Source organism: Haloarcula japonica DSM 6131, assembly GCF_000336635.1.
Taxonomy (GTDB): domain Archaea; phylum Halobacteriota; class Halobacteria; order Halobacteriales; family Haloarculaceae; genus Haloarcula; species Haloarcula japonica.
In genome coordinates this window covers 60,344-81,853 of sequence record NZ_AOLY01000035.1, presented here as the reverse complement: position 1 = coordinate 81,853, position 21,510 = coordinate 60,344, and the positions used below count along the sequence as shown (strand labels likewise).

Sequence of the window (21,510 nt, the reverse complement as noted above, 5' to 3'; positions counted from 1 at the left end):
GTCAGTCCTTGCCCTCGACGGGCCACTGCGGCTGTTTCGGGGCCTCGATTCGGGCACACTCCTCGTCGGTGAGGTCGACGGCCAGCGCTTCGACGTTCTCCTCCAAGTGGTCCATCGTCCGGGGCCCGATGATCGGCGCGTCGACGACGTCCTGATGGCAGAGCCACGCCAGGCTGACCTGTGCCGGCGTTGCGTCCTTCGCCTCGGCGATCGCCTGCACCTCGTCGAGTACGGCCCAGTTCTCGTCGCTGAACCGGTTTGCGGTGTACTCGTCCGTACTCGCCCGCCCTTCGGAAAGGTCGTCGTCGCGCTCGTACTTCCCGGCGAGGAAGCCGCCGGCCAGGGGCGACCACGGGATGACGCCGACGCCCTCCATCTCACACACTGGCAGGAGGTTCGCCTCCTCGTGGCGGTCGACGGCGTTGTACTCCGGCTGCATCGAGACGAACCGCTCGTATCCCTCGATGTCCGCGGTGTACAGCGCCTTCTGGAACTTCCAGTTCGCCATCGTGCTCGCGCCGATGTAGCGAACCAGCCCCTCGTCGACGAGATACGTCAGCGCGTCCAGCGTCTCCTCGATGGGCGTGTCGTCGTCCCAGCGGTGGATCTGATAGAGGTCGAGATAGTCGACGCCGAGGCGGTCCAGCGTGGCGTGACACTGGTCGATGATGTGTTTCTTCGAGAGGCCGCTGCCGTTCGGCCCGTCGTGCATGTCGAAGTACACCTTCGAGGCAAGGACCAGTTCGTCGCGGCGGGCGGAGTCGACGGCCTCGCCAAGGATACGCTCACTTTCCCCGTTCGAGTAGGCGTTTGCGGTATCGAAGAAGTTGATACCGAGATCGAGCGCCCGTTCGAGTATCCGACGGCTCTCGGCCTCGTCGTCTAGCATCCACGGCTCTGCGCTCCCGAAGTTCATCGTTCCGAGACAGAGTTCGGACACGTCGAGCCCTGTCGACCCAAGCGTAGTGTATGTCACCGGCGAATCGCTCATGACACCTCGTACCACAGCTGTTGTTAAAGAATTTTGGGACTCCCCCACGATGTTCCGACATGAGCCGTTCATCCCCACCGCGCGAAGCTGCACTGATGGGAGCGCTCGACGCCCTCAGCGACGAGTCCTACACCGGGGCGAACAGGTGCTGGCCGTGTACGGTCCTGAACCTGGGGATCGTCGGGCTGATTGCCCTATTCTTGCGCGCACGCGAGCGCTCGATGGCGAGTCTCTGGGTCGCCGTTGTCGGTGTCGCGGTGGTCTACCTTCGGGGATATCTGGTTCCGTACACGCCCGAATTTGCTCCGCGGCTGGTGGCGGCGTCACCAGTCCCGGACGAGTGGTTCCACGGGGAGCCAGCACATGGAGAGACATCCCAGGAAGGCGTGACTCGACAGGAAAACGAGTCGCTCGCTGACGATGTGGAGATAGACGGCGAAACCGTCTTCCGAGAGCTCTCGGCGGCCGGCGTTATCGAGGTCGAGGGAGAGCAACTGTTTCTCACGGCGGCCGTAGACACGGCGTGGCACGAGCGAATGGACGAACTGGCCGACCGCTCGCTCGACTCGCTTTCGACGGCGCTGCAGGCATCGCTGGAGCAGGTCGACAATGCGGAGCCGTACGCCAGGGAGGACACGGAGTGGGTCGTGCTCGGTTCCGAGCACAAACAACTCCTGCCTCGTCCGGTCGTCGTCGCCGAACTCGCAGCGTACGAGGTCCTCGGTGAGCGTCTCGACGACGAGCGACTCAGAGTCGCTGGCGCGGAAGCCTTCCGGATGTTTCTCGACAGGTGCCCGGTCTGTGGCTCCGAACTGGTCGAGTCGTCGTCGGTGTCGTGCTGTGGCGGCCATCTGGGCCCCCGTCAGAACCCCGACGAGACGCTCGTCTGTCCGACCTGCGAGCAGCGACTCTATACCTTTGAACTGAGCGATAGCTGAAACGAGTTACACGGAACGGCCGAGTCCGTATCAGAGCCGGTGTTCGAGACGCTATCCCGGACCTGTTCGGGGAGAGACGACGGACGGGAACGGCGGGAGAGTCCCCGCCTGACCGCTGGTGCGTGCGGTCCCGTGGACAACCATGCTGTGTGACAGCCGGTTGGCGTCGGCCGGGTTGGGGGGATGGGGATGCTGGTGACCTGACGGGATCGCCACCTGGCCCCGGATAGCAGGGAGAGTGTACCCAGCCAATAGATTAGTACAATGACTGTTGTAAATAGATTTTGGTGGGTGAAGAACACTGCCTATTAAATCCTCGCACACGGAGATGATGGTATGAAGAATATCGACGACCTCGTCGACAGCGCGTCCGACCTGGCACAGCGTGGCCTCTCTAAGGGCGAGATCGCTGATGAACTCAACGTCTCCCGGGAGACGGCGAGTTGGCTTGTCGAACGCAGCGGCACCGGCACTGAACCGGACACGAGCGATGACGGCGGTCCCCACGACATCCACGTCGACTGGTCTGCCGTCGGTCGGGACAGCAACCGGCTGTACCACGCGGGAGCGGCGATGGCTGACCTGCTCTCGAAGAAAGGCGACGACGTGGACCTCACCATCGGCATCGAGAAGGCCGGCGCACCGCTTGCGACGACCGTTGCCCGGGAACTGGAAACGGACCTCGGGACGTACGCCCCGACCAAACACCAGTGGGACGACGACGAGAGCGAGACCACCGACGGCTCGTTCTCCCGGAACTTCGCGCAAATTCGGGACCGCGACTGTTACGTCGTCGACGACACTATCACGAGCGGCAAGACGATGGGGGAAACCATCGACGCGATCCACGAACAGGGCGGCAACCCCGTGGCCTGCGTCGTGCTGGCTGACAAGCGTGGTATCGGCGATATCCGCGGCGTCCCGGTGTACTCCCTGCTACAGGTCATCCGAGTCGGCAGCGACGGCGACTCGTAACGATCCTGACGGAGTGGCCGGATCCCGTATTGCGTCGAACGGTCATCGAAACACCTGAATCGGTGTGTCCGTGCGAGAGACTATCCTTTTATTCGTGCCGTGCGTAATCCGCTGCATGACTGTACTGTCGTTTGACGAACAGGGCGTAGATGTCGTCTACGAGGGGACGGAGTTCCGTCTCGAAAAGGCCCTTATCGAAGACGCCGTCCAGAAGTCGTATCCGAACGTGACTGATCACGAAGTGCTGCAGATGGTTGAGCCGGAGCCAGCGCTGTCTGGAGAGCCACAGCGTATCGCCGAAATCGTGAACTGACGCGGAACCAATTCCTTTGAGGGATATAACCGTCGTGAGAAATTAAGTCTGGGCGAGAACCTATATCCCGTTTGTAGACGTTTAAATCGGCGAATATGCGCTAATTAAGCAGCCGAGCAGTAGGCATTTAAGCCGTCAGCGCACACTGGGAGATAATGTCAGACCCACGTATCGCCGGGGCCAGCGTGACACAGTTCGGGAAACACCCCGAGCGAACCGGCCGAGACCTGTTCGCAGAGGCCGGACTCGAAGCGCTGTCGGAGGCCGGAATCGACCCAGATGACGCTGAGGCGCTCTATTACGGCAACTTCATGGGAGAACTCGCGGAACATCAGGGCCATCAGGGCCCGCTAATGGCCGAGGCTATCGGACTGGACGTTCCGGCCACTCGCGTCGAAGCGGCCTGTGCATCCGCCGGGACAGCCGTTCGTGAAGCCGTCAAGACGATCCGGAACGGCGAAGCGGAGGTCGTCGTTGTCGGTGGCGCGGAGCGGATGACCAACATCGGGACGGCGGCGGCGACGGACGCGCTCGCCATCGCCGCCGACGATCTCTACGAAGTCCGCGCCGGGATGACCTTCCCCGGGGCCTACGCGCTGATGGCCCGGTCGTACTTCGACCAGTACGGCGGTTCCCACGAGGACCTCGCCCACGTCGCCGTCAAGAACCACGAACACGCGCTGGTCAACGAACACGCCCAGATTCAGAAGGAGATCACGGTCGAGGACGCGATGGAGGCCCCGACGATTGCGTCCCCGCTCGGTCTGTACGATTCCTGTCCGATCACGGATGGCGCTGCGGCCGCCGTCCTGACGACGGAGTCCTACGCCGAGGAACACGATCTAGACGCCCCGGTCGCCATCACCGGAACTGGCCAGGGTGGCGACAATCTCGCGTTACAGGACCGGCCACATCTGGCCCAGACGCCGGCCGCCGACAAGGCCGCTGACGAAGCCTACGGTGACGCCGGCGTCGGTCCTGACGACGTCGATTTCGCCGAGGTCCACGACTGTTTCACTATCGCTGAGGTGTTCGCAATCGAATCGCTTGGCTTCTACGAGCGCGGCGAAGGCATCTCTGCGGCGCGCAACGGCGAGACGACACGCGACGGCGACCGCCCGATAAACCTCTCGGGCGGGCTGAAAGCCAAGGGCCACCCGGTCGGTGCGACCGGCGTCGCCCAGTTGGCGACCGTTGCCTGGCTCCTCGACGGGTCGCATCCGCGGGCCGACGCCGTCCCGGACAGCACCGTCGGCGTCGCACACAACGCGGGCGGGACAGTCGCGTCTACGACCGTCCACGTCATGGAGGTGCGAGAATGACTGAATCCGCACAAGACGGCGAGTACGACGCGTGGCTCGACAGTATCGAATCTGACGATGGCTACTACCTCGAATGTTCGAACGGCCACGGCTGGCTCCCGCCTCGACGGGTGTGTCCGCGCTGTCACGACCAGGACCTCTCAGCGGTCGACCTGCCGGAGTCCGGCGAAATCGCGAGCCATACGACGATCACGGTCCCGACGCCGCAGTTTGAGGACGACGCGCCGTACGTTACCGCTATCGCCGACTTCGGACCGGTGTCGGTTACGGGACTCGTCCGCGACGTGGACCCGGACGACGTTACCATCGGCGACGTAGTCGGGATCGATGTCGGCGAGCGCGTGACGACCGGCGACAGAGCCGTCGTGTTCCGGCCGCGCTAAAACTCAGTTTTCGACTGTTACCGAGGTCACTCTGTCGCGGACCACGTCGACGAACTCACCGGGGTGTTCGACGTGGGGCAGAAGCAGTGAATCGCCGAACACGACGAGCATCGCGTCCGCCTGTTCGGCCAGTTCGCGGCCCTCGGACAGCGGCGAGATGTCGGCGTCCTCGCCCCACACCAGCGTCACGGGCACGTCGAGGCTCGCAAGTATCTCGCCCAAGTCTCTCTCGGGGTCGAGGAAGCCGGTGACGAACGACGCCGGCGCGAACCGCGCACCGGGCTGGTGGCCGCTCTGCCACTCGTAGTCGACGACCTCGTCGGTGAGGTTGTCCATGTCGTAGTAACCGTGGTCAGCGTGGAAGTGGCGGATCGAGGGCTTCGAGACGGTGAGGTTGTAGATGGCCTCGCCGACGACCGGCGCACGAAGCAGCGAGCGGAGTCCGACGTTGCGGCTCCCCATCGAACTGTCCGTCGGGCAGACGAGGACGAGTTCTTTGAGGTCGACCTCCTGTGCCGCCTCTGCGGCGTAGGCCCCGGTCAGCGATGACGCCACGACGGTCGCGTCGGTGGTATTGTCCTCGATAAAGTCGCGTACGAAGGCCGTGTACAGCGACGCCGAGTACAGCAGCGGCGGCCGGTCCGTATGCCCGAAGCCCGGCAGGTCCGGCGCGATGACGTGGTAGTCTTCGGCCAGCGTATCGAACACCGTATGGAACTCGTGGCTGCTGGCGGCGGCGTTGATGCCGTGGAACAACACGAGGTCCGGGTTCGAGGGGTCCCCGGCCTCGGTGTACGCGATATCGAACCCGCGCCAGCGGTACGTCCCCTGTTCCCCGTCGAGCATCGGTTCGAACGCGCCGGCCCGCGACTGCAACACGCGGTTGGCAGCGACTGTCGCGCCGACCGCACCGACGACCGCACCGAGCGCCTTGCGGAGCTTCATACTGGTGTCTTGGGGCCCGGAGTGTGTTATACATGCTGGAAGATCGTCAGATAGCTGTCGCTATTGGCCCGGGCAGACGTGGTTCCGTAAACGCGACAGTCCCGAAGTTAGCTCCCGTCGCCAGGATCATCGAGACACTCCCGGAGCGGCGAGAGGACCTCGTCGACGACAGTGTACGGGTCGGTGTGGCGCTCGATGACGGCGTCGACGTACTGCTCGATGCCGCCGCGGCGGTCGAGTTCGTCGACCAGTAGTTCGTTGGCGTCCTCCCGAAGGAGGGTTCGAATTTCGGCGGCGAATCGCTCCCGCGCTTGGCCCTCTCGGCGGCCGGTTCGGTCCAGATACTCCCCGTGGGTTGCCAGCGCGTTCAGGAAGTCCTCGACACCGTCACCCCGATTGGCGACTGTCTCTACGATAGGGGGGTCCCACGTCTCCGGCTCGTCGTCCACAGCATCGGCGTCGTCGGTGGACGCGTCGCCGTGGTCACCGGCGAGTTCGGTCGCGCCGTGGTGGCCGGAGTTCGGCCGTCCGCTCTGTCCCTGCAGCATCTCTCGGAGCTGCTGGACGGTCCGGTCGGCCCCGTCGAGATCGGCCTTGTTGACCACGAACACGTCGCCGATTTCGAGGATACCGGCTTTGAGCATCTGGACGTCGTCGCCGCTCCCCGGCGGCACGAGTACGGCGACTGTGTCGGCCGTGCGGACGATGTCGACCTCGTTTTGGCCTGCGCCGACCGTCTCGACGATGATCTTGTCCTTGCCGAAGGCGTCCAGTGCGGTCACGGCGTCGGTCGTCGCTGTCGACAGCCCGCCCAGCGACCCGCGCGCGGACATCGACCGGAAGAACATGTCCATGTCGCCCGCGTTCGAGGCCATCCGTATCCGGTCGCCCAGCACCGCACCGCCAGAGAACGGCGACGACGGATCGATAGCGATGACGCCGACGGTCAGCCCTCGCTCACGGTAGGTCGCTGCGACCTTATCGACTAGTGTTGACTTCCCCGCGCCGGGACTGCCGGTGACGCCGATGACATCGGCCGTGCCAGTGTGCTGATGGAGGTCGGAGATTACCTCCCGATACCCCGGTGAGCGGTTCTCTATCTTCGTAATGACTCTGGCGAGGGCGCTGTGCTTGCCCGCGAGCAGGTCAGCGACGAGATCGCTCATCGCTCGGGTGCGTTCTCGTGGATGTAGTCGATCATCTCCTCCATCGACGCGCCCGGGCCGAATATCTCGTCGACACCTTGCCCGCGGAGTTCCTCTTGATCGTCATCCGGGACGATGCCGCCGACGAGTATGAGTCGGTCGTCGAACGCGTCGTACTCCTTTAGCCCGTCGAGAATCTTCGGAACCAGTGTGTTGTGGGCCCCGGAGAGGATAGAGATACCGACGACATCCACGTCCTCCTGCACGGCGGCCTGCACGACTTCGTCGGGCGCTCGATGGAGCCCCGAGTAAATCACCTCGAAGCCCGCGTCACGGAGCGCCCGCGCGATGACATGTGCACCCCGGTCGTGACCGTCGAGTCCGACTTTCGCCACCAGACACCTGATGGTCCGTTCCGTCTGCTCCTGCTCGACACTCATGCCAGTACGTACCGCGCCTTGTGTTTTCATTCTTGCCCTATTCATCATGACTAATGTCGATTAGGGCCCCCTCGGGGAACGAAGATTATGGGTGTTCATTTGGCCCCGTCTGTGAGGCGCGAGGGCGTCCCGGCTCATATTGGCTGCAACCCATAGAGACCGCTTAACGCGATCTGAGTGGCCAACGGCAGGCCCACAGACCACGAGGAACTATTCCAGAGAACGACAATTCTAAGTTCGCTGCTCGCGGCGTTTCCACCAGTGCGAACAGTCGCCGTCATCCCCGCGTACAACGAGTCGTCCACCATCGGGTCGGTGATCGACGGAACGAGCCGCTACGTCGACGAGGTGGTCGTCGTCGACGACGGCTCGTCGGACGACACCGCGGCCATCGCCCGCGAGCACGGCGCACACGTCGTCACGCACGTGTTCAACACCGGCGTCGGCGGGGCCGTCAGGACAGGGTACCAGTACGCTATCCGCCACGACTACGACTTCGTCGTGCAGGTCGACGCCGACGGCCAGCACGACCCGGAGAAGATTCCGACCCTGCTGGACCACGCCGAAGACGCGGACATGGTCATCGGCAGCCGCTACCTGAACGAGAGCATCGACGACTACCCGCTCATCAGGCGGCTGGGAATCACCTTCTTTACGACCGTCGTGCGGAAGCTCGGTGGCATCGACATCACCGACGTGACGAGCGGCTTCCGCGTCTACCGCGTGTCTACGCTACAGGACATCCTCCACCGCTCGGACAACCACTGGGCAGTCGAGCAGACGCTCGATGCGGCCCAGCGCGGCCAGCGGATCGAAGAGGTATCGATAGAGATGCCGATCCGGGACGAGGGCGAGTCACAGTTCAGCCTCGACACGCTCGTGCTCTACCCGCTCCGCATGACTGACACGGTGTTTCGCGTCCTCCTCTTTCGCTAATCATGGTCTTTGGATTCGACTACTCACTGGTGAACCTCCTGTCGCTGGTCGTCGGCCTGGCCTTCCTCGCGAACGGCTACATCATCGTCCGAAGCGAACGCGAATCGTTAGAGCTGTTCGTGATGTCGCTGCTGCTGGGCACGGGACTCATCGTCGTCGCCATCGTCCCCAACGTGTTCGAGGTCGTGGCGCGACTGCTAGGTCTGGAATGGAAAGCCCGGGCCATCCTCGTCATCTCGAACCTGACGCTGTTCGTGGCGGTGACGTACCTACTCAACCGCATCGGCCATATGTATGACCGACTGTCGCGGCTGAACGAGGAGCTGAGTCTCCTCCGGAGCGAATTGGAGGAACACCAGCTACAGACCGAGGACGAGCAGGATGAGTAACCGCGCGGTGCTGTCGATAGACTTCGAGCTGTTCACCCAGACGCCAGCGTACCGGAGCGCGTCGGGGACGACCGACCGCGACGGCGTCGGCCTCGATGGCGGCCGGTTTTTCAGAGACACGCTCGCAAAGCACGATGCGACTTCGACCGCATTCGTGGTGTCATCAGTCGCTCAGTCTCATCCCGACGCCGTGCGGGCGCTCGCTGACGAGGGCATAGAAATCGCCTCGCACACGCACACACACCAGTTACTCTCCGATCTCGACAGCGAGGAGCGACGGGCGGAGTTATCCCAGTCCAAGGACGTGCTGGAACGAGTCACAGACGAGCGGGTCTCCGGGTTCCGCGCGCCCGCCTTCGACATCACCGACGACCACTTCGACCTGCTTGCCGATATCGGCTACACGTACGACTCCAGCGTTGTGTCCAGCCGGTCGATTCCAGGATGGTACGGCGGTGAGTACGACCTTCATGAACCTGTCCCGGCGACGGAGGTCCGCCCGGACGCACCGGACAGCATTACCGAGTTCCCCGCGAGCGTCATGCCCGGCCTGCAGTTGCCCCTCACCGGGACCTGGCTCCGGTTTTTCGGCCCGCGGTACACGATTCTGGGCATGAAGTTGCTGGCCCGTCGGGGCATCACGCCAATGCTGTACGTCCATCCGTGGGAACTGGTCGACCTGCCGGCCGTCGAGGGGGTGCCGACACGGGTGTACGTCAGGACCGGCGACTGGATGCGACGGGCCGTCGAACGGATTCTACAGCAGGACTTCGAGTTCACGACCGTACGGGCCGTTCTGGAGGACGGTGAAACAGCCGCGACACGGCTCCACAGGGGCGAGACGCCGTGACGAACCGGGCTCGTGATCTGGGGATCACGGTCGCCCAGTACGGACTCGCCGTCGTTGCGCTAGCGTGGCTGCTCACGCAGTTCGACATCGGGAGCGCAATCGACCTGCTCGCCGGCGTCGAGACCGAAACGGCACTCGCAGTCGTCGCCGTCAGCGTTCTCGGCATCTGTGGCCGAGCCTACACCTGGCACGCGGTGATGACCCCGCTCGCGCCCGCCCGATTCCGGACCGCTGCCGGAACGACGCTCATCGTGAACTTCGTCAATCAGTTGCTCCCGTCGCGGCTCTCGGGACGGCTGGCCGCACCGTTCGTCCTCCGGAGTCAGACCGGGATGGCCTACAGCGACGCCGCGGCCGCCTCGGCGCTTCACACCGGCGTCTTCGCGCTGTACTACGGCGTCGCGGCGACCGCGGGGCTCGTGCTGGCGATTCCACTGCTCCGGCCTGAACTGCTCCTGCTGTTAGCGCTTGCGACGAGCCTGTACTTCGTGGCCGGCCTCGGCATACTGTTCGGGGGCCTCAATCTCTCCTATCTGGACCGGCTCATCGGCTGGCTGTCCGGGGTCGCGGTCCGGGTTCCACGCGTCGGTGAGGGACTCGCGTCGCGGCTCGACGGCCTGCTGAAATTCACCGACAGTTCGACCACGACGTTTCGGTCGCTCGCGAGCGAGCCGGCAGTGTGGCTCCGCTACGCGGTCGGCTGGGCTGTCGACCTCATCCTCGCGCCTGGCGTCCGAGTCGGTTTGCTGCTGGGGAGTTTCGGCGTCGGGTTCGAACCGCTGGTCGCGTTGCCGCTGTACCTGCTGGTCGCGTACACCGTGACGCTCCTACCGCTGACGCCCGGCGGTATCGGCGTCACCGAAGCGACGGCGACGGCGGTGTTCGTCGCACTGGGCATCCCGGCGGAGGTCATCATCCCCATTATCTTCGTCGACCGGTTCCTCAGTATTTACCTGCCGTCGCTTGCGGGCTGGTATCCCTCTGTTCGACTTGACGTCGCGTCACTGACGACAGAGTAGTAGGCGGAGGACAGGAAATCAAGAAGACGGCAGCAATCAGAACGGCGGATGACGGCTCGTGTCGCATTCGCCGTCACGTTCCAGAATGAGAGTGTACTGGTTCGCTGCGAGTTCCTGCTCGTCGGCGAACTGGTCCGTATGCGGGACGACGCCGAGCCGGAGCAGGTCGGTGAACGAGCCGGGGGTCGGTCGCTGTGGCACGAAGTCCGGCGGCCGCTCCCCGAACTCGGCGACGATTCGGTAGTTGTACTCCTCGTTCAAGAGGGTCCGGAGATAGGTGGCCTGTGCGTCGCCGTTCCGGTAGTAGGTGTCTTCCTTGAGATACAGCAGATCCCGGTAGCCAATCTGGATGTATCGCGGGCACGCCATCGCTTCCTCCGCCTCCGAGTCCTGGCCGGCGACGTGTCTGGCGGTCAGCGAGTGCGGGATGGCGGTGTCCTGAACGTGGACGCGGTACGTCTCCACCACGTCGCCCTCCTCGCTGTTGTCTTCGAGCCACGCTGTCGCTTCGTCCCGGGGCATCGACGCGAACTGGGCCGTCCCAACGCCGGCGTAAATGGCCGTCGTCACCAACAGGATAGCCATCACCGGTCGCGCCAGAGACGACGAGCGCTCGCGGAGGTCAGCCAGTCGACCGCCGACGAGCAAGGCGATGAGCGGGAACGTCGGCAGGAGGTGGTGCACCCGGAAGTCGTGCCATTGGGAGAACATCGTGACGTAAGCCACCAGTCCCGTCAGGACGAGGACAGTGCCGTGGAAGGCGGAACCGCGGTCACGCAGCGTGGCGACGGTTGCCACGACGCTTGCGGCGGCCGCGGTAGCCAGCGGGAGACCCAGCGCGCTGAAGTAGCCGCGGAGGAACCACCACCACATCGGGGCGTCGGGCCCCGTCGGATGACTCATCCGCGAGGTCGAGCCGCCGAACACCCGCTCGATGAACGGTTCGGCCCCCGCCACGAGCGCGGTTGGGAACCCGAGGACGATCATCACGAACCCGAGCAGTGCGCCACTCAGCAGGAGCTTCGGCCGATAGAGTGTCTCCGTCAGCGGCGCGTCAGTGGCACGGGCACGCAGCAGGAAAGCCACGCCGATAAGCAGGATGACCGGCGCGGCCGTCAGTTTGAACGCAATCGCGACCCCGCCGGCGGCGCTGGCCGCCAGAAACAGCGTTCCGTCGTTGGTCTGGACGTACCTGACCAGCAGGTACAGCGCGAGGAGGACGAACGCCAGCGCCGGCATGTCCTCGCCGGCTTCCTTCGAGATGGTGAGGAAGCCGAAAGTCAGCGAGAGCACGACGGCCGACAGCCGGCCGGCGTTGCGTCCCTCGATAGCGACGCCGAGGCGGTAGGTGAGGTACACCGCACAGAGTGCGGCGACGACATTAGTCAGCCGAATGGAGACGAGACTCCAGGTCCAGATCCACTCAGGCGTGGCGGCCCAGACCTCGTAGTGGCCGAACTCCCAGTTGGGGAAAGCGATAGTCGTGAACGCACCTAACTCACCGGTGAAAGCCGCGACGAGCACGACGGGGAGGATGGCCAGCGCATAGAGATATAGCGTCGCGCCGAAAGGGGCCCGGCCCCATTCGATACCGGCCTTGAGCCCCTCGAAACCCGGCTCTTCAAGGACCGAACCGTAGACGACCATCGCGTCAAGCAAGCGACTGTACTCGTCACGGGTCGCGAAGTTCGGGATACGGTGCCAGAACCAGAATCCGACCATAACGGTCGACAGCAGGAGCACGTAGCGGAGATACGGGTCGTCTTGGAGGTCCGCCCGTACCTGTTCGACAGCACGTCGAGGCAGTGACCGCCAGCCACTCATCGTGTCAGTGCTCCGGTGTGTGCATTGAAAAGGCTGCCCTTCTCAGAAGTAGTCGGCATCGAACTCCCGGCGGAAGATGTAGTGATTGGCGTATCCCCGAACGTACTTGGCAAACAGCGAGAGATATCCTTCGTCGGCCTCTCTACGTGCGGACGTTGCCACGCAGGAGTCAGCGTCGTAGACGATTCGGCCGTAGTCTTTCATCCGCAGGGAGAGTTCCGTGTCCTCCATGAACGGGATATCCTCGTCGAAGCCGCCCGCGGCCTCGAAGGCGTCGGCCCGGAAGCTACAGTTGAAGCCCGGTTGCTGGACGAAGCCCAGCGGCCAGGACACCCGATACCAGTAGTCCGACAGCAGCTTGAACAACACGCGGTGTTTGAGGCTGTCTTCGAGTGGTCTCGCGGGGCCGCCAACCCCCACCACGTCGTCGTCTGTGTAGTGCCTGAGATGCAGGCGAACCCAATCCTCGGGAACGACCGTGTCAGCGTCAGTAAACAGTAGTACCGGCGCTGTCGCGGCCTCGGCTCCGCGGTTCCTAGCGATTCCCGCCCCGCCCTCGTCGCACCGAACGACGGTGTCGACGAAGTGGGTATCGCGGGCCACCTGTTCCGTGCCGTCGTCGCCGCCGACCACGACGATCAGTTCGACGGGCTGTGACTCGAAGGGAGCCAGACAGCGGGCCAGCGACTCCGCCTCGTTGTAGGCCGGGACGATAACTGCGGCGTCCATCTGAGCGTCAGGTACATCGTACAGACAGAAATAGCAAGCGATGCGGCGGCCTGCCCCCGCCCGCGGGCAGTCACGAACGACGTGCGAGGGTGGTCCCCGCGAGAACAGCGACGAGTGCGATACCGGCGAGTGTCCCGAACAACGCCGTCGCGTTCGCGAAGGCCAGAATCGCCCCGGCGAGACCGCCACCGAGCGCGCCGACACCGAACACGCCCAGATACGTGAAGCCGTACGACAGACCCCGTGTCCCGGCGGGCGTGTACTCCGCAACGGCGGCCTGATACATCGGCTGGACGACGAACAACGCGACGCCAAGAAGCGCACCCAGCACTGCCAGCGGCCCGAAGCCCATCGCCGACACCGGAACGAACAGCACTGCGAGGGCGGCCAGCAACAGGAACGAGCCGGCGATACCATACTCGACGGGAATCCGGTCGCTCAGTTTGCCGCCGGCGTACTGGCCAAGGACGCCGATGAGAAGCAGGCCCGCGTAGAAGTAGTCCTGTGGCTTGAGGGTCTGCCCCGTCCCGGCCTCGATACCGAGCGCCGACAGGATGCTGGGGGGCAGTAGCGTCTCAATCGGGATTGGCTCGAAGCCAGGCAGGTCACGCAGGAGCTCCGGGAGGAAGGTGAGCACGCCGCGGTAGTACAGCCCGGAGCACATGACGACGACGAACACGAGCAGGAAGCTCCCGGTCAGCAAGTGCTTGCTCTCCGAGAGGAACTCGCCAAGCGAGTCGATCCCGCTACTGGCCTTCGAGCCGCCGTCGGTCGCGGCCGCCACCGCGGCCGTCTCGTCGAAACTGGCCCGCGAGGCGTAGACGGCGGCGAGCAACGCAGGGATACCTAAAACGAGCGCAACGGTCCGCCACTCGGCGACCAGCAGGAGAACCGCGGCGACGAGCGGGCCGAGGCCGATACCGAGGTTCCCGGCGACGCCGTGGTAGGCCAGCCCGGTTCCGCGCTGTTCGACACCTTTGCTGATGAGCGAGAGCCCCGCCGGATGGTACACGCTGGCTGAGAGTCCCCAAAGGACCAGCGCCAGCGCGATGACGACCATACTCGGAGCCAGTCCCAGCAAGATGTACGAGCCGCCCATGCCGAGCAGGCAACCGGTGATGAGCCGCCGAGAGCCGATTCGGTCAACGACGATGCCACCCGGGAGCGCACCGGCCCCGAACAGGCCATAGCCCAGCGTCACGATGACGCCGACGGTCGCCGTCGTCACGTCGAACTGGGCAATGCCGAGGTTGATGATATCGAACTCGGTGAGCCAGATGACGACGAATATCGGGACCGCCATCTCGTAGGTGTGGACGAGTCCGTGTGCGAGCATGACCAGTGCGGTGATCGCTCGGTCGTTCGCGTTCACACTGTGGTTCGTGTCGGCCGCCGGCAAGTGTGTGACGGTTCCGCGCATCGACGCATGCGCCTCTTTGATTCCTCCCAAAAGCAGGGGTGGGTTTTTATGTCCGAACAGTATAGGCGGCAAGTGTGAGCAAGATCAAGGTGTCACTTCCGGACCAGGTGGACTCGGACATCCAGCGACTCGTCGAACAGGGCGAGTTCCTCAACCGCGACCAGGCCGTTGAAGACCTCCTGAAGCGAGGTATTTCGGCCTACAATACTACGACCGAAGAGACCGAGACGCTCGACGAAGAGATTTTCGACCAGACGGCCTCCGAACAGCAGGACCCCGCGATGCAGGACGACTTCCTCTAATCGCGGTTTTGTGAGAGTCGGCCGTCGTCCTCGGATGCCCGCTGTCCGGAGCCGTCGTTTTCCTGCCGCTGTTGTTTCATTTTTGCGCCGGGTTTCGGACCTCTGTCGACTGACTCGTACGGCGTTTCCGCAATACTCTCCGGAATGATGTACCATGCGAGACCACCGCCGATGACGGTGCCACCGACGAACATCCCGGCGACAGTCAGCAGGTCGGCACCGCCGTACATCGTCACAAGCCCCATCGAGACGCCGATAAGGAGCGCGAACCCGACCTGCGTGTATCTGAGGAAGCGTCGCCGGTCGGCGTCCGTCATCGAGGGGCCGACCATCAGCGACCTCCGAGACCGGTGGCGCGCGTCGGTTCGGCCATCAGTAGAAGCCCCGCTCTACGTCTTCCTCGATGACGTCCTCGAACTCCGCGTCGAGTAGTTCCTCCGCTTCCTCGAACGTCTCGGTGAGCTCGGTCATCTGGTCGGGCCGGTCGTGGTGATCGAACTCCATCGGGCCGTACGCCGGGGAGTCCATCGCGTCCATCATGTCTTCAAGCAGCGCTTGCGGCGACGTGGGTGCGTCCGCGTGAGTTTCGAGCACTGTTTCGAGGTTCTTCGCCTTCTCCTTGGCGTCGTCCTCGTCCTCCGGTCCCTGCTGGACGCCGAAGATACCTGACCCGTCGTTTGGAAACAGCGGGTCGATATCGTCGTCGATGCGGCGGGCCACCTGCGACCCCACGCCCTGTACCTCGAAGGGGTTCTTCGCGTAGGTCTTGAGCTGGTAGACGCCGGCGTCAGGGTGACCGAAGTAGATGTCCTCACCGATTCCGTTCGCGCGGTCGCCCCCGACGGCACGCCAGTCCCCCGGATTGGCATTGCTCTCCATCACGTCTTCGAGAATGTCCTGCCAGTCGCGAACGCGCATTATCAATCTCATGTTCGGCCTGGGTCAGAATGAACCCATCGGTCCTGAGTGGCACAGCGACCGACCGGTCGCCGCTGAACGGGGGCGAAACCACTCTCGCGGCAGCCGGCGTGAGTCACGTAGCCGAACGGCTTTACCCTCCGGAACAGCCAGGAGTTGTATGGAAAGCGAACGTAACGTCCTCGGCGGGGAGCTGGCTCCCTGCTCGATGGACCCGGAGACAGGGTTCATGCGCGACGGCTACTGCTATCCGCTCCAGCGTGATCCGGGCCGACACGAGATCTGTGCCGTGATGACGGCGGAGTTTCTGGAGTACAGCAAGGCCCAGGGCAACGACCTCGTGACGCCGCGGCCCGAACTGAACTTTCCGGGCCTTGACCCGGGTGACCACTGGTGTGTCTGCGTCCCGCGCTGGATAGAGGCCCACGAGGCCGGGCGCGCGCCGCCAGTGAATCTCGACGCGACGAGCAAGGATGTGCTCGAAGACGTGTCGCTGGAGACGCTGCAGGAATACGCCGCCGACACGGAGTCCGATGTCGATGCGACCAGCGAATGAGCCCCGGCGCGAACGACTTTTGAGGGACCACCCCGTCGCTTGGATCGTGCAACAGGGGAGGGCCAAGCGATGAGCGCGGACCGCGTTCGCGGCGTCGTCGTCGACATCGAGGAGCCGAAGACAGTGAACACCCAGTACGGCGAGAGTGACCTCTGTGAGGTGACGATACGGCCCGACCGCGGGGCCGGCGAGCCCACGACGGTGACGCTCTGGGGGAAGTGGACTGAGAACGCCGAAGTCATCGAAACGGGGATGGAAATAGCCGTCTACAATCCCGACGAGCGGGAGTATCAGGGCGAACAGCAGTACTCCGTCGGCGGCGACGCCACGCTCGTCGTCCAGCCGGACTTCCTCGTCGACGTGACCGACATCCGGGCGTGGGTGCAGTGCCCGCGGATGTACTACCTCCGGAAACTCGACGGCGCGGAGCACGCCTATCCGCTGGTGAAGGGGACCGTTGTCCACGAGGTCTTTGGCGACCTGCTTCGGGGCCGGGACCTCGATACCGCCATCGAGGAACAGGTCGACGCCGCTGGCCTGGATATCGGGCTGCTCGGTCGTGAGGCCGACGAGGTGGCTGGGGACGTGCGCGACCACGCGTCGGCCATTCAGGGGTGGCTCCAGCAGGGAACGCTAACTGAAACAGACCAGTGGCGCTCCGAGATGACGCTCATCTCCGAGCGGTTCGGCATGAAAGGGCGGGCCGACGCCGTCCGGCGCGGGATGCCCGTCGAACTCAAGACCGGCAAGAACACCAAGCGGGAGCCGCGGTTCCAGGACAAGATTCAGGCGACGGCATACGCGCTGATGCTCGGCGAGCGCGCGGCCGGCGCGGGTAGCGCCGTCGACGCGGCCCCGGACACAGGCACGCTGCTTTACACCAAAAACGCCGCCGTCGACCGCAACGAGGAGAGCGGCGACCTCTCGCCGGCCAAGGAGTTCTCCATCGGGAGCGGCCTGCTGAACTACGTCGTTCGGACCCGCAACGCGATTGCGGCGATGGAGTACGATTCCGGCGTTCCCACGGGCTACGAGGCCAACGCGAAATGCGAGTACTGCTTCGAACAGGACACCTGCATGGCCGTCTCCGGACGCCTCGACCAAGAGTCCAAGGCTGGAACGGTCGGCCGAGCGGTGCCCGACGAGGAGCTGGACTACTTCGAGCGGTTCTACACGGCCGTCGAGGCCGAGCGTCGGTCCGTCCACCGCGAGTACGCGAAGCTCTGGGAGCAAACGCCCGGGGAGCGCGCCGACAACGACCGGGCGCTCATCGACCTCGAACCGACGGGGCGAACGGAACTCGACGGCGGCCGGTGGGAACTCCGGGCAACCGGGACCGGGGCCGTCTCGAAGATCCGCGAAGGGAATCTCGTACTCGCAAGCGACGGCGACCCAGTGACCGGTAACGCCGAACTGGCACGTGTTGAACGCCTCGGCGAGGAAATCGTCGTTACGGCAGACGAGCCGCTGGACCTCCGCCGGCTGGACGTGTATCCGTCCGAACTGACGACCGACCGGCTCCAGAACGCGCTCCACGACGCCGTGCTCCTCCAGTCACCCGAGCAGAAGGACGTGCTGTTCGGGCGGCGCGAGCCGGCGTTTGACGCCGTCGAGGAGACATTCATCGACAACAACGACGCCCAGAACGAGGCCGTCCAGCTGGCGGTCGGTGCCGAGGACTTCGCGCTCGTCCACGGCCCGCCGGGCACGGGCAAGACGTACACGCTGGCACGGATGGTCAGAGCCCTGGTAGACCGAGGCGACCGCGTCCTGCTCTCGGCCTTTACCAACCGCGCCGTCGACAATCTGCTGGAGGCGCTTGAGGACCAGGGCTACACCGATATCGTCCGTGTCGGCACGGAGAGCGGCGTCCGCGAGGACATGCAGAAGTACCGGCTGGAAACCAGCGGCGACCCCGGAGAGTGTGCGAGTCGGCTCCAGAACGCGCAGGTCGTCGCGGCGACGACGGCCACCTGCGGCGGGAGCACGCTCCAGACCCAGGAGTTTGACGTCGCGGTCGTCGACGAGGCCGGCCAACTGACGGAGCCGGGGACGCTCGCGGCGACGACGCTCGCCGACCGGTTCGTGCTGGTCGGTGACCACCAGCAGCTCCCGCCCGTGGTCCAGTCAGAGAACGAGACGCTGTCGACCTCGCTGTTCGAGCGACTTATCGACGACAATCCCGATGCGGGCGTGATGCTGGACCGGCAGTACCGGATGGCCCAGCACATCCAGGCCTTCGCCTCGCGAGAGTTCTACGACGGGGGGTTGCGGCCCGCGACCGGCGAGGTGGCCGCACAGCGCCTCGACGACCTCGACGGCGTCTCGCTGGATGCGCTGCCGGCGAACCTGCGCGAACGCGTCTCGTTCGTCGACCCCGACGGAAGCCAAGTCGGCAACACAAACCCCGCCGAGGCCGACCGGATTGCCGAGATAGTGGCGTCGTACCGAGCGGCCGGCGTGCCGGCCGACGATATCGGCGTCATCGCACCGTACCGCGCACAGGTCGCAGAGATATCGAAGCGCCTGCCGGACGTGACCGTCGATACGGTCGACCGCTTCCAGGGGTCGAGCAAGGAGGTCATCGTCATTTCGTTCGTCGCAACGGGGACGCTCGACAGCCCCATCTTCGAGGATTACCGGCGGATCAACGTCGCGCTCACGCGGGCGAAGAAGGCGCTCGTCCTCGTCGGCGACGGCGACGCGCTGGCGACCGACGAGGTGTACGGCCGGATGGTCGAGTGGGCGCGAGGCTGACTACGCTTCACCGGACCACTCGTCCGGTTCATCGGTTCGCTCGTTCGCTCCGCCAGCAGGCTCGTCGGTTTCTCCGGCCCGCTCATCCGTTTCGCCGACGCGTTCAACGGTTTCGACTGACCGCTCGCCGCTCCGGCGGGCAGCGATGTCGACTCGCAGCCGCTCCCGCAACGTGTTCCTGAGTTCCGTTGCGGTATCCTCGTCGATGTCGAACACTCGGGCGACGCCGCCGAGGAGGCTCGTAGAACTCGCCGTGTCGGCCCCCACAGTCGCCAGGTCGCGGCGGCGCTGGAACGGCGAGCGGGTGACGAACACCGTCTGGAGCCGGTAGTACGGGACGATTCGCGTCGTCCGTCGCCAGAAGCCGCTCCGGGTCGCGAGCACGGACTCGCTCAGGTCGTACCCACGGTGTCGCCAGCGGAGGTGGGCCGCCGGCGCGACCGGAAGAAAGAGCAGGGCGGCGAGCCACCAGTAGCCCGTTTCAAGCACCAGCGAGTCGACGGCGTAGGCGACCCCGGTGAGCCCGGCCGCGGCCAGGGAGAAGCGCGCGAGGTACCGCCGACGGGCGCGTTTCGGTGACCGGTCGAAATCGAGGTCGCCAAACGGCTCGATGTCGCGGGCCAGTTCGTACACTTCCTCGCGGGGCGCAAGCGGGACGGCGACGCCCTGCGTGGACTGTTGGTTGCCGCCGCTGTAGCCGGCCGTTTCGACGGCCAGCGTCGCGTAGCCAAACCGCCGCATCAGCACGTTCTCGCGGATGGTGACCGACTGGACCTTCTCCAGCGGGATATTGCCGCTGTAGCGGCGCAGCAGTCCCCGCTCGTACCGGAGGTCGCCGTCGGCCTGTGTGAGCCTGAATCCGTGGTACTCGATGACCGTCAGCGCCATGCTGACGACCAGCGCGAGCAAGAGGAACTGGGCGATGGAGAGCGCCGCAAAGACGGCGAGCCGGGAGGTCTCGGGCGAACCGAGCAGCCACCGTACCACCGGGCCATTAAGCGACGCCCCGACGAGACCGGCGTTGAACCGCAGCACGGCCCAGACGACATCCATTCCCAACGGGAGCGATGCGAGCGTCAGGACCGGTGCCGCGGGACGGACGGAGACCAGCGCGTAGGTCAGGAGTTCCCGCTGGTCGAACGCGAACAGCAGCGACCCGTCCGGCCCTCTGCCGCTGTCCGTATGCGATGCTCCCCGGTCAGTGTCCGCCTGTGCGTCGCCGGCGTGTCCCGATGACGGGCCGGTCGCTCCCGGGAGGTCCGCGTGGGCCGACCGACCGCTTTCAGTCCCAGCCACCGCGTCGGAGGTGGCTGCCGCCGTCCCGGCGGCCTCGTCGCGGTCGTGGGTCCGTACGTAGTTCCGCAGGCGTTCGACCTCCGCCTCGTCGACCGCGTCCAGGGTCGCCTCCGTCGCGCTGCCGCCAGCGGTCTCGAAACGGACGATTGCGAGTCCCAGTAGCCGATTGAGGATGTTCTGCTCGACGTCGAGGTTCTGGACGCGACCCAGCGGAATCTGTCGGGACTGTCTGGCGAACACCCCGGACTCGACGGTGAGCGTGTCGCCGTCGAGTTCGTACTGAAAGCGGAGATAGCGCGCCAGCGCGTACCCGCTGAAAACGACCGCACCGAGGGCCGCGAGTCCGGGCACCGCGAACCATGGGAAGTCGAACATCCCGCTCCCGAGCGACCCACCGAAAAAGCCGAAGAAGCCCCCCTGCAGGGCTGCCCGGGCAATCCGTACGACGGCGCTCCGCGGGTGGAGCCGGCTCATACCGCGTCCGTGGCCTCGCTCTCGTTCGCGAGGTCACGAAGCCGCTCGCGCAGTTCGGTGGCCCGCTCGGGACGCAGTCCGGGAATCGTGATGTCCGCGCCGCGGGTCCCGGCGGTGTAGACGACGACGCTCGCTAGCCCGATAGCGCGTTCGACCGGGCCGCGCGTGGTGTCGACGTGCTGGACGCGGACGTACGGGACGGACGTGTCGGTCCGAGTGACGACGCCGCGGAGGAGAAAGAGCGCGTCGTCCTGCAGGTCAAAACGCCAGATGCGGTGGGCAGCGATAGCGTGTGCGACACCCAGAAGCACGAGCACTACCCAACCGGCGATGATGACTGTTTGTGGCAGTGAGACAGCGAACCTGTCGACGAGATACGCGATGACGCCGAGCACCGACGCCTGAATAACTGTCGACAGAACCCACAGCAGTCTCACCCGCGGGTGAAGCGACTCCATGTCCGGATTGAGGGGCTGGCCGCGGATTAACGGTTTGGCTCCGGGTCGAAATTGGAACTGTTTTGACCCGAACGCGGGGGACAGTTCATCCGGAGTTCGAAAAAGTCCCTTTAGGTAATCCATCGCGTGT

General features: G+C 64.9%; 23 protein-coding genes. 12 read left to right on the top strand and 11 right to left on the bottom strand.

Going from position 1 to position 21,510, the window contains the following annotated elements; genetic code table 11:
• Nucleotide 1 precedes the first annotated feature (1 nt).
• The gene (locus C444_RS10140; protein WP_004592683.1) at nt 2-991 is read right to left on the bottom strand and encodes an aldo/keto reductase; all 990 of its coding nucleotides are present in this window, start codon (nt 989-991) and stop codon (nt 2-4) included.
• A 59-nt stretch (nt 992-1,050) separates the two neighbouring features.
• Here C444_RS10140 and C444_RS10135 point away from each other — a divergent pair, with 59 nt between their 5' ends.
• The 5 genes from C444_RS10135 (at nt 1,051) to C444_RS10115 (ending at nt 4,922) form a co-directional block, all read left to right on the top strand.
• Entirely contained in the window at nt 1,051-1,929 is an 879-nt protein-coding gene (locus C444_RS10135) for a hypothetical protein (protein WP_049909397.1), read from the top strand.
• A 336-nt stretch (nt 1,930-2,265) separates the two neighbouring features.
• Complete coding sequence (gene gfcR / locus C444_RS10130) at nt 2,266-2,904, top strand: transcriptional regulator GfcR (RefSeq protein WP_004592679.1); 639 nt, start codon at nt 2,266-2,268, stop codon at nt 2,902-2,904.
• Nucleotides 2,905-3,019: 115 nt separating this feature from the next.
• Complete coding sequence (locus tag C444_RS10125; protein WP_004592677.1) at nt 3,020-3,217, top strand: DUF5800 family protein; 198 nt, start codon at nt 3,020-3,022, stop codon at nt 3,215-3,217.
• Nucleotides 3,218-3,372: 155 nt separating this feature from the next.
• Entirely contained in the window at nt 3,373-4,539 is a 1,167-nt protein-coding gene (locus tag C444_RS10120; protein WP_004592675.1) for a thiolase domain-containing protein, read from the top strand.
• The gene (locus C444_RS10115; protein ID WP_004592673.1) at nt 4,536-4,922 is read left to right on the top strand and encodes a Zn-ribbon domain-containing OB-fold protein; all 387 of its coding nucleotides are present in this window, start codon (nt 4,536-4,538) and stop codon (nt 4,920-4,922) included. Before C444_RS10120 ends, C444_RS10115 begins: the two co-directional genes overlap by 4 nt.
• Before the next feature lie 3 nt (nt 4,923-4,925).
• Here C444_RS10115 and C444_RS10110 read toward each other — a convergent pair whose 3' ends face one another.
• The 3 genes from C444_RS10110 to C444_RS10100 form a co-directional block, all read right to left on the bottom strand.
• Nucleotides 4,926-5,867 (bottom strand): alpha/beta fold hydrolase, encoded by a 942-nt coding sequence (locus C444_RS10110; RefSeq protein WP_004592672.1) that lies wholly within the window; start codon nt 5,865-5,867, stop codon nt 4,926-4,928.
• Between the two features lie 107 nt (nt 5,868-5,974).
• Complete coding sequence (gene meaB, locus C444_RS10105; protein WP_004592671.1) at nt 5,975-7,033, bottom strand: methylmalonyl Co-A mutase-associated GTPase MeaB; 1,059 nt, start codon at nt 7,031-7,033, stop codon at nt 5,975-5,977.
• A complete protein-coding gene (locus tag C444_RS10100) occupies nt 7,030-7,452 on the bottom strand; it encodes a cobalamin B12-binding domain-containing protein (protein ID WP_004592670.1) in 423 nt (140 codons plus the stop codon). Before C444_RS10100 ends, meaB begins: the two co-directional genes overlap by 4 nt.
• A 261-nt stretch (nt 7,453-7,713) precedes the next feature.
• Between C444_RS10100 and C444_RS10095 the strand changes: the two genes are divergently transcribed.
• From C444_RS10095 to C444_RS10080, 4 genes are read left to right on the top strand one after another with little or no spacing between them, the layout of a single operon-like run.
• On the top strand, nt 7,714-8,388 hold the full coding sequence (locus C444_RS10095; RefSeq protein WP_004592669.1) for a glycosyltransferase family 2 protein: 675 nt from the start codon (nt 7,714-7,716) through the stop codon (nt 8,386-8,388).
• A 2-nt stretch (nt 8,389-8,390) separates the two neighbouring features.
• A complete protein-coding gene (locus C444_RS10090; protein WP_004592668.1) occupies nt 8,391-8,777 on the top strand; it encodes a DUF2304 domain-containing protein in 387 nt (128 codons plus the stop codon).
• Nucleotides 8,770-9,627 (top strand): polysaccharide deacetylase family protein, encoded by an 858-nt coding sequence (locus C444_RS10085; RefSeq protein WP_004592667.1) that lies wholly within the window; start codon nt 8,770-8,772, stop codon nt 9,625-9,627. The genes C444_RS10090 and C444_RS10085 overlap by 8 nt, the downstream gene beginning before the upstream one ends.
• Nucleotides 9,624-10,646 carry a lysylphosphatidylglycerol synthase transmembrane domain-containing protein gene (locus tag C444_RS10080; protein ID WP_004592666.1) on the top strand — a complete coding sequence of 341 codons (1,023 nt, stop codon included), beginning with the start codon at nt 9,624-9,626 and terminating at the stop codon, nt 10,644-10,646. Before C444_RS10085 ends, C444_RS10080 begins: the two co-directional genes overlap by 4 nt.
• Before the next feature lie 36 nt (nt 10,647-10,682).
• Here C444_RS10080 and C444_RS10075 read toward each other — a convergent pair whose 3' ends face one another.
• From C444_RS10075 to C444_RS10065, 3 genes are all read right to left on the bottom strand, one after another.
• A complete protein-coding gene (locus C444_RS10075) occupies nt 10,683-12,470 on the bottom strand; it encodes an ArnT family glycosyltransferase (RefSeq protein WP_004592665.1) in 1,788 nt (595 codons plus the stop codon).
• A gap of 42 nt (nt 12,471-12,512) precedes the next feature.
• Nucleotides 12,513-13,199, bottom strand: coding sequence for a glycosyltransferase (locus tag C444_RS10070; protein ID WP_004592664.1), 687 nt, complete (start codon nt 13,197-13,199; stop codon nt 12,513-12,515).
• A 70-nt stretch (nt 13,200-13,269) separates the two neighbouring features.
• Complete coding sequence (locus tag C444_RS10065; protein WP_004592663.1) at nt 13,270-14,619, bottom strand: MFS transporter; 1,350 nt, start codon at nt 14,617-14,619, stop codon at nt 13,270-13,272.
• A 74-nt stretch (nt 14,620-14,693) separates the two neighbouring features.
• Here C444_RS10065 and C444_RS10060 point away from each other — a divergent pair, with 74 nt between their 5' ends.
• Nucleotides 14,694-14,921, top strand: coding sequence for a ribbon-helix-helix domain-containing protein (locus C444_RS10060; RefSeq protein ID WP_004518043.1), 228 nt, complete (start codon nt 14,694-14,696; stop codon nt 14,919-14,921).
• Here C444_RS10060 and C444_RS10055 read toward each other — a convergent pair.
• Complete coding sequence (locus C444_RS10055; protein ID WP_004592662.1) at nt 14,918-15,253, bottom strand: hypothetical protein; 336 nt, start codon at nt 15,251-15,253, stop codon at nt 14,918-14,920. The two genes, C444_RS10060 and C444_RS10055, sit on opposite strands and share 4 nt — an antisense overlap.
• Nucleotides 15,254-15,293: 40 nt before the next feature.
• A complete protein-coding gene (locus C444_RS10050; RefSeq protein WP_004518045.1) occupies nt 15,294-15,839 on the bottom strand; it encodes a hypothetical protein in 546 nt (181 codons plus the stop codon).
• A gap of 160 nt (nt 15,840-15,999) precedes the next feature.
• On the opposite strand from C444_RS10050, the gene C444_RS10045 reads away from it, so the two are divergent.
• Together C444_RS10045 and C444_RS10040 are read left to right on the top strand one after the other, a co-directional pair.
• On the top strand, nt 16,000-16,395 hold the full coding sequence (locus tag C444_RS10045; RefSeq protein WP_004592661.1) for a DUF2237 family protein: 396 nt from the start codon (nt 16,000-16,002) through the stop codon (nt 16,393-16,395).
• A gap of 69 nt (nt 16,396-16,464) precedes the next feature.
• Nucleotides 16,465-19,152, top strand: coding sequence for an AAA domain-containing protein (locus C444_RS10040; RefSeq protein WP_004592660.1), 2,688 nt, complete (start codon nt 16,465-16,467; stop codon nt 19,150-19,152).
• Here C444_RS10040 and C444_RS10035 read toward each other — a convergent pair whose 3' ends face one another.
• Both C444_RS10035 and C444_RS10030 read right to left on the bottom strand, forming a co-directional pair.
• On the bottom strand, nt 19,153-20,922 hold the full coding sequence (locus C444_RS10035) for a PH domain-containing protein (protein ID WP_004592659.1): 1,770 nt from the start codon (nt 20,920-20,922) through the stop codon (nt 19,153-19,155).
• Nucleotides 20,919-21,380, bottom strand: a complete 462-nt coding sequence (locus C444_RS10030; RefSeq protein WP_004592658.1) for a PH domain-containing protein — start codon at nt 21,378-21,380, stop codon at nt 20,919-20,921. Before C444_RS10030 ends, C444_RS10035 begins: the two co-directional genes overlap by 4 nt.
• Nucleotides 21,381-21,510: the final 130 nt, after the last annotated feature.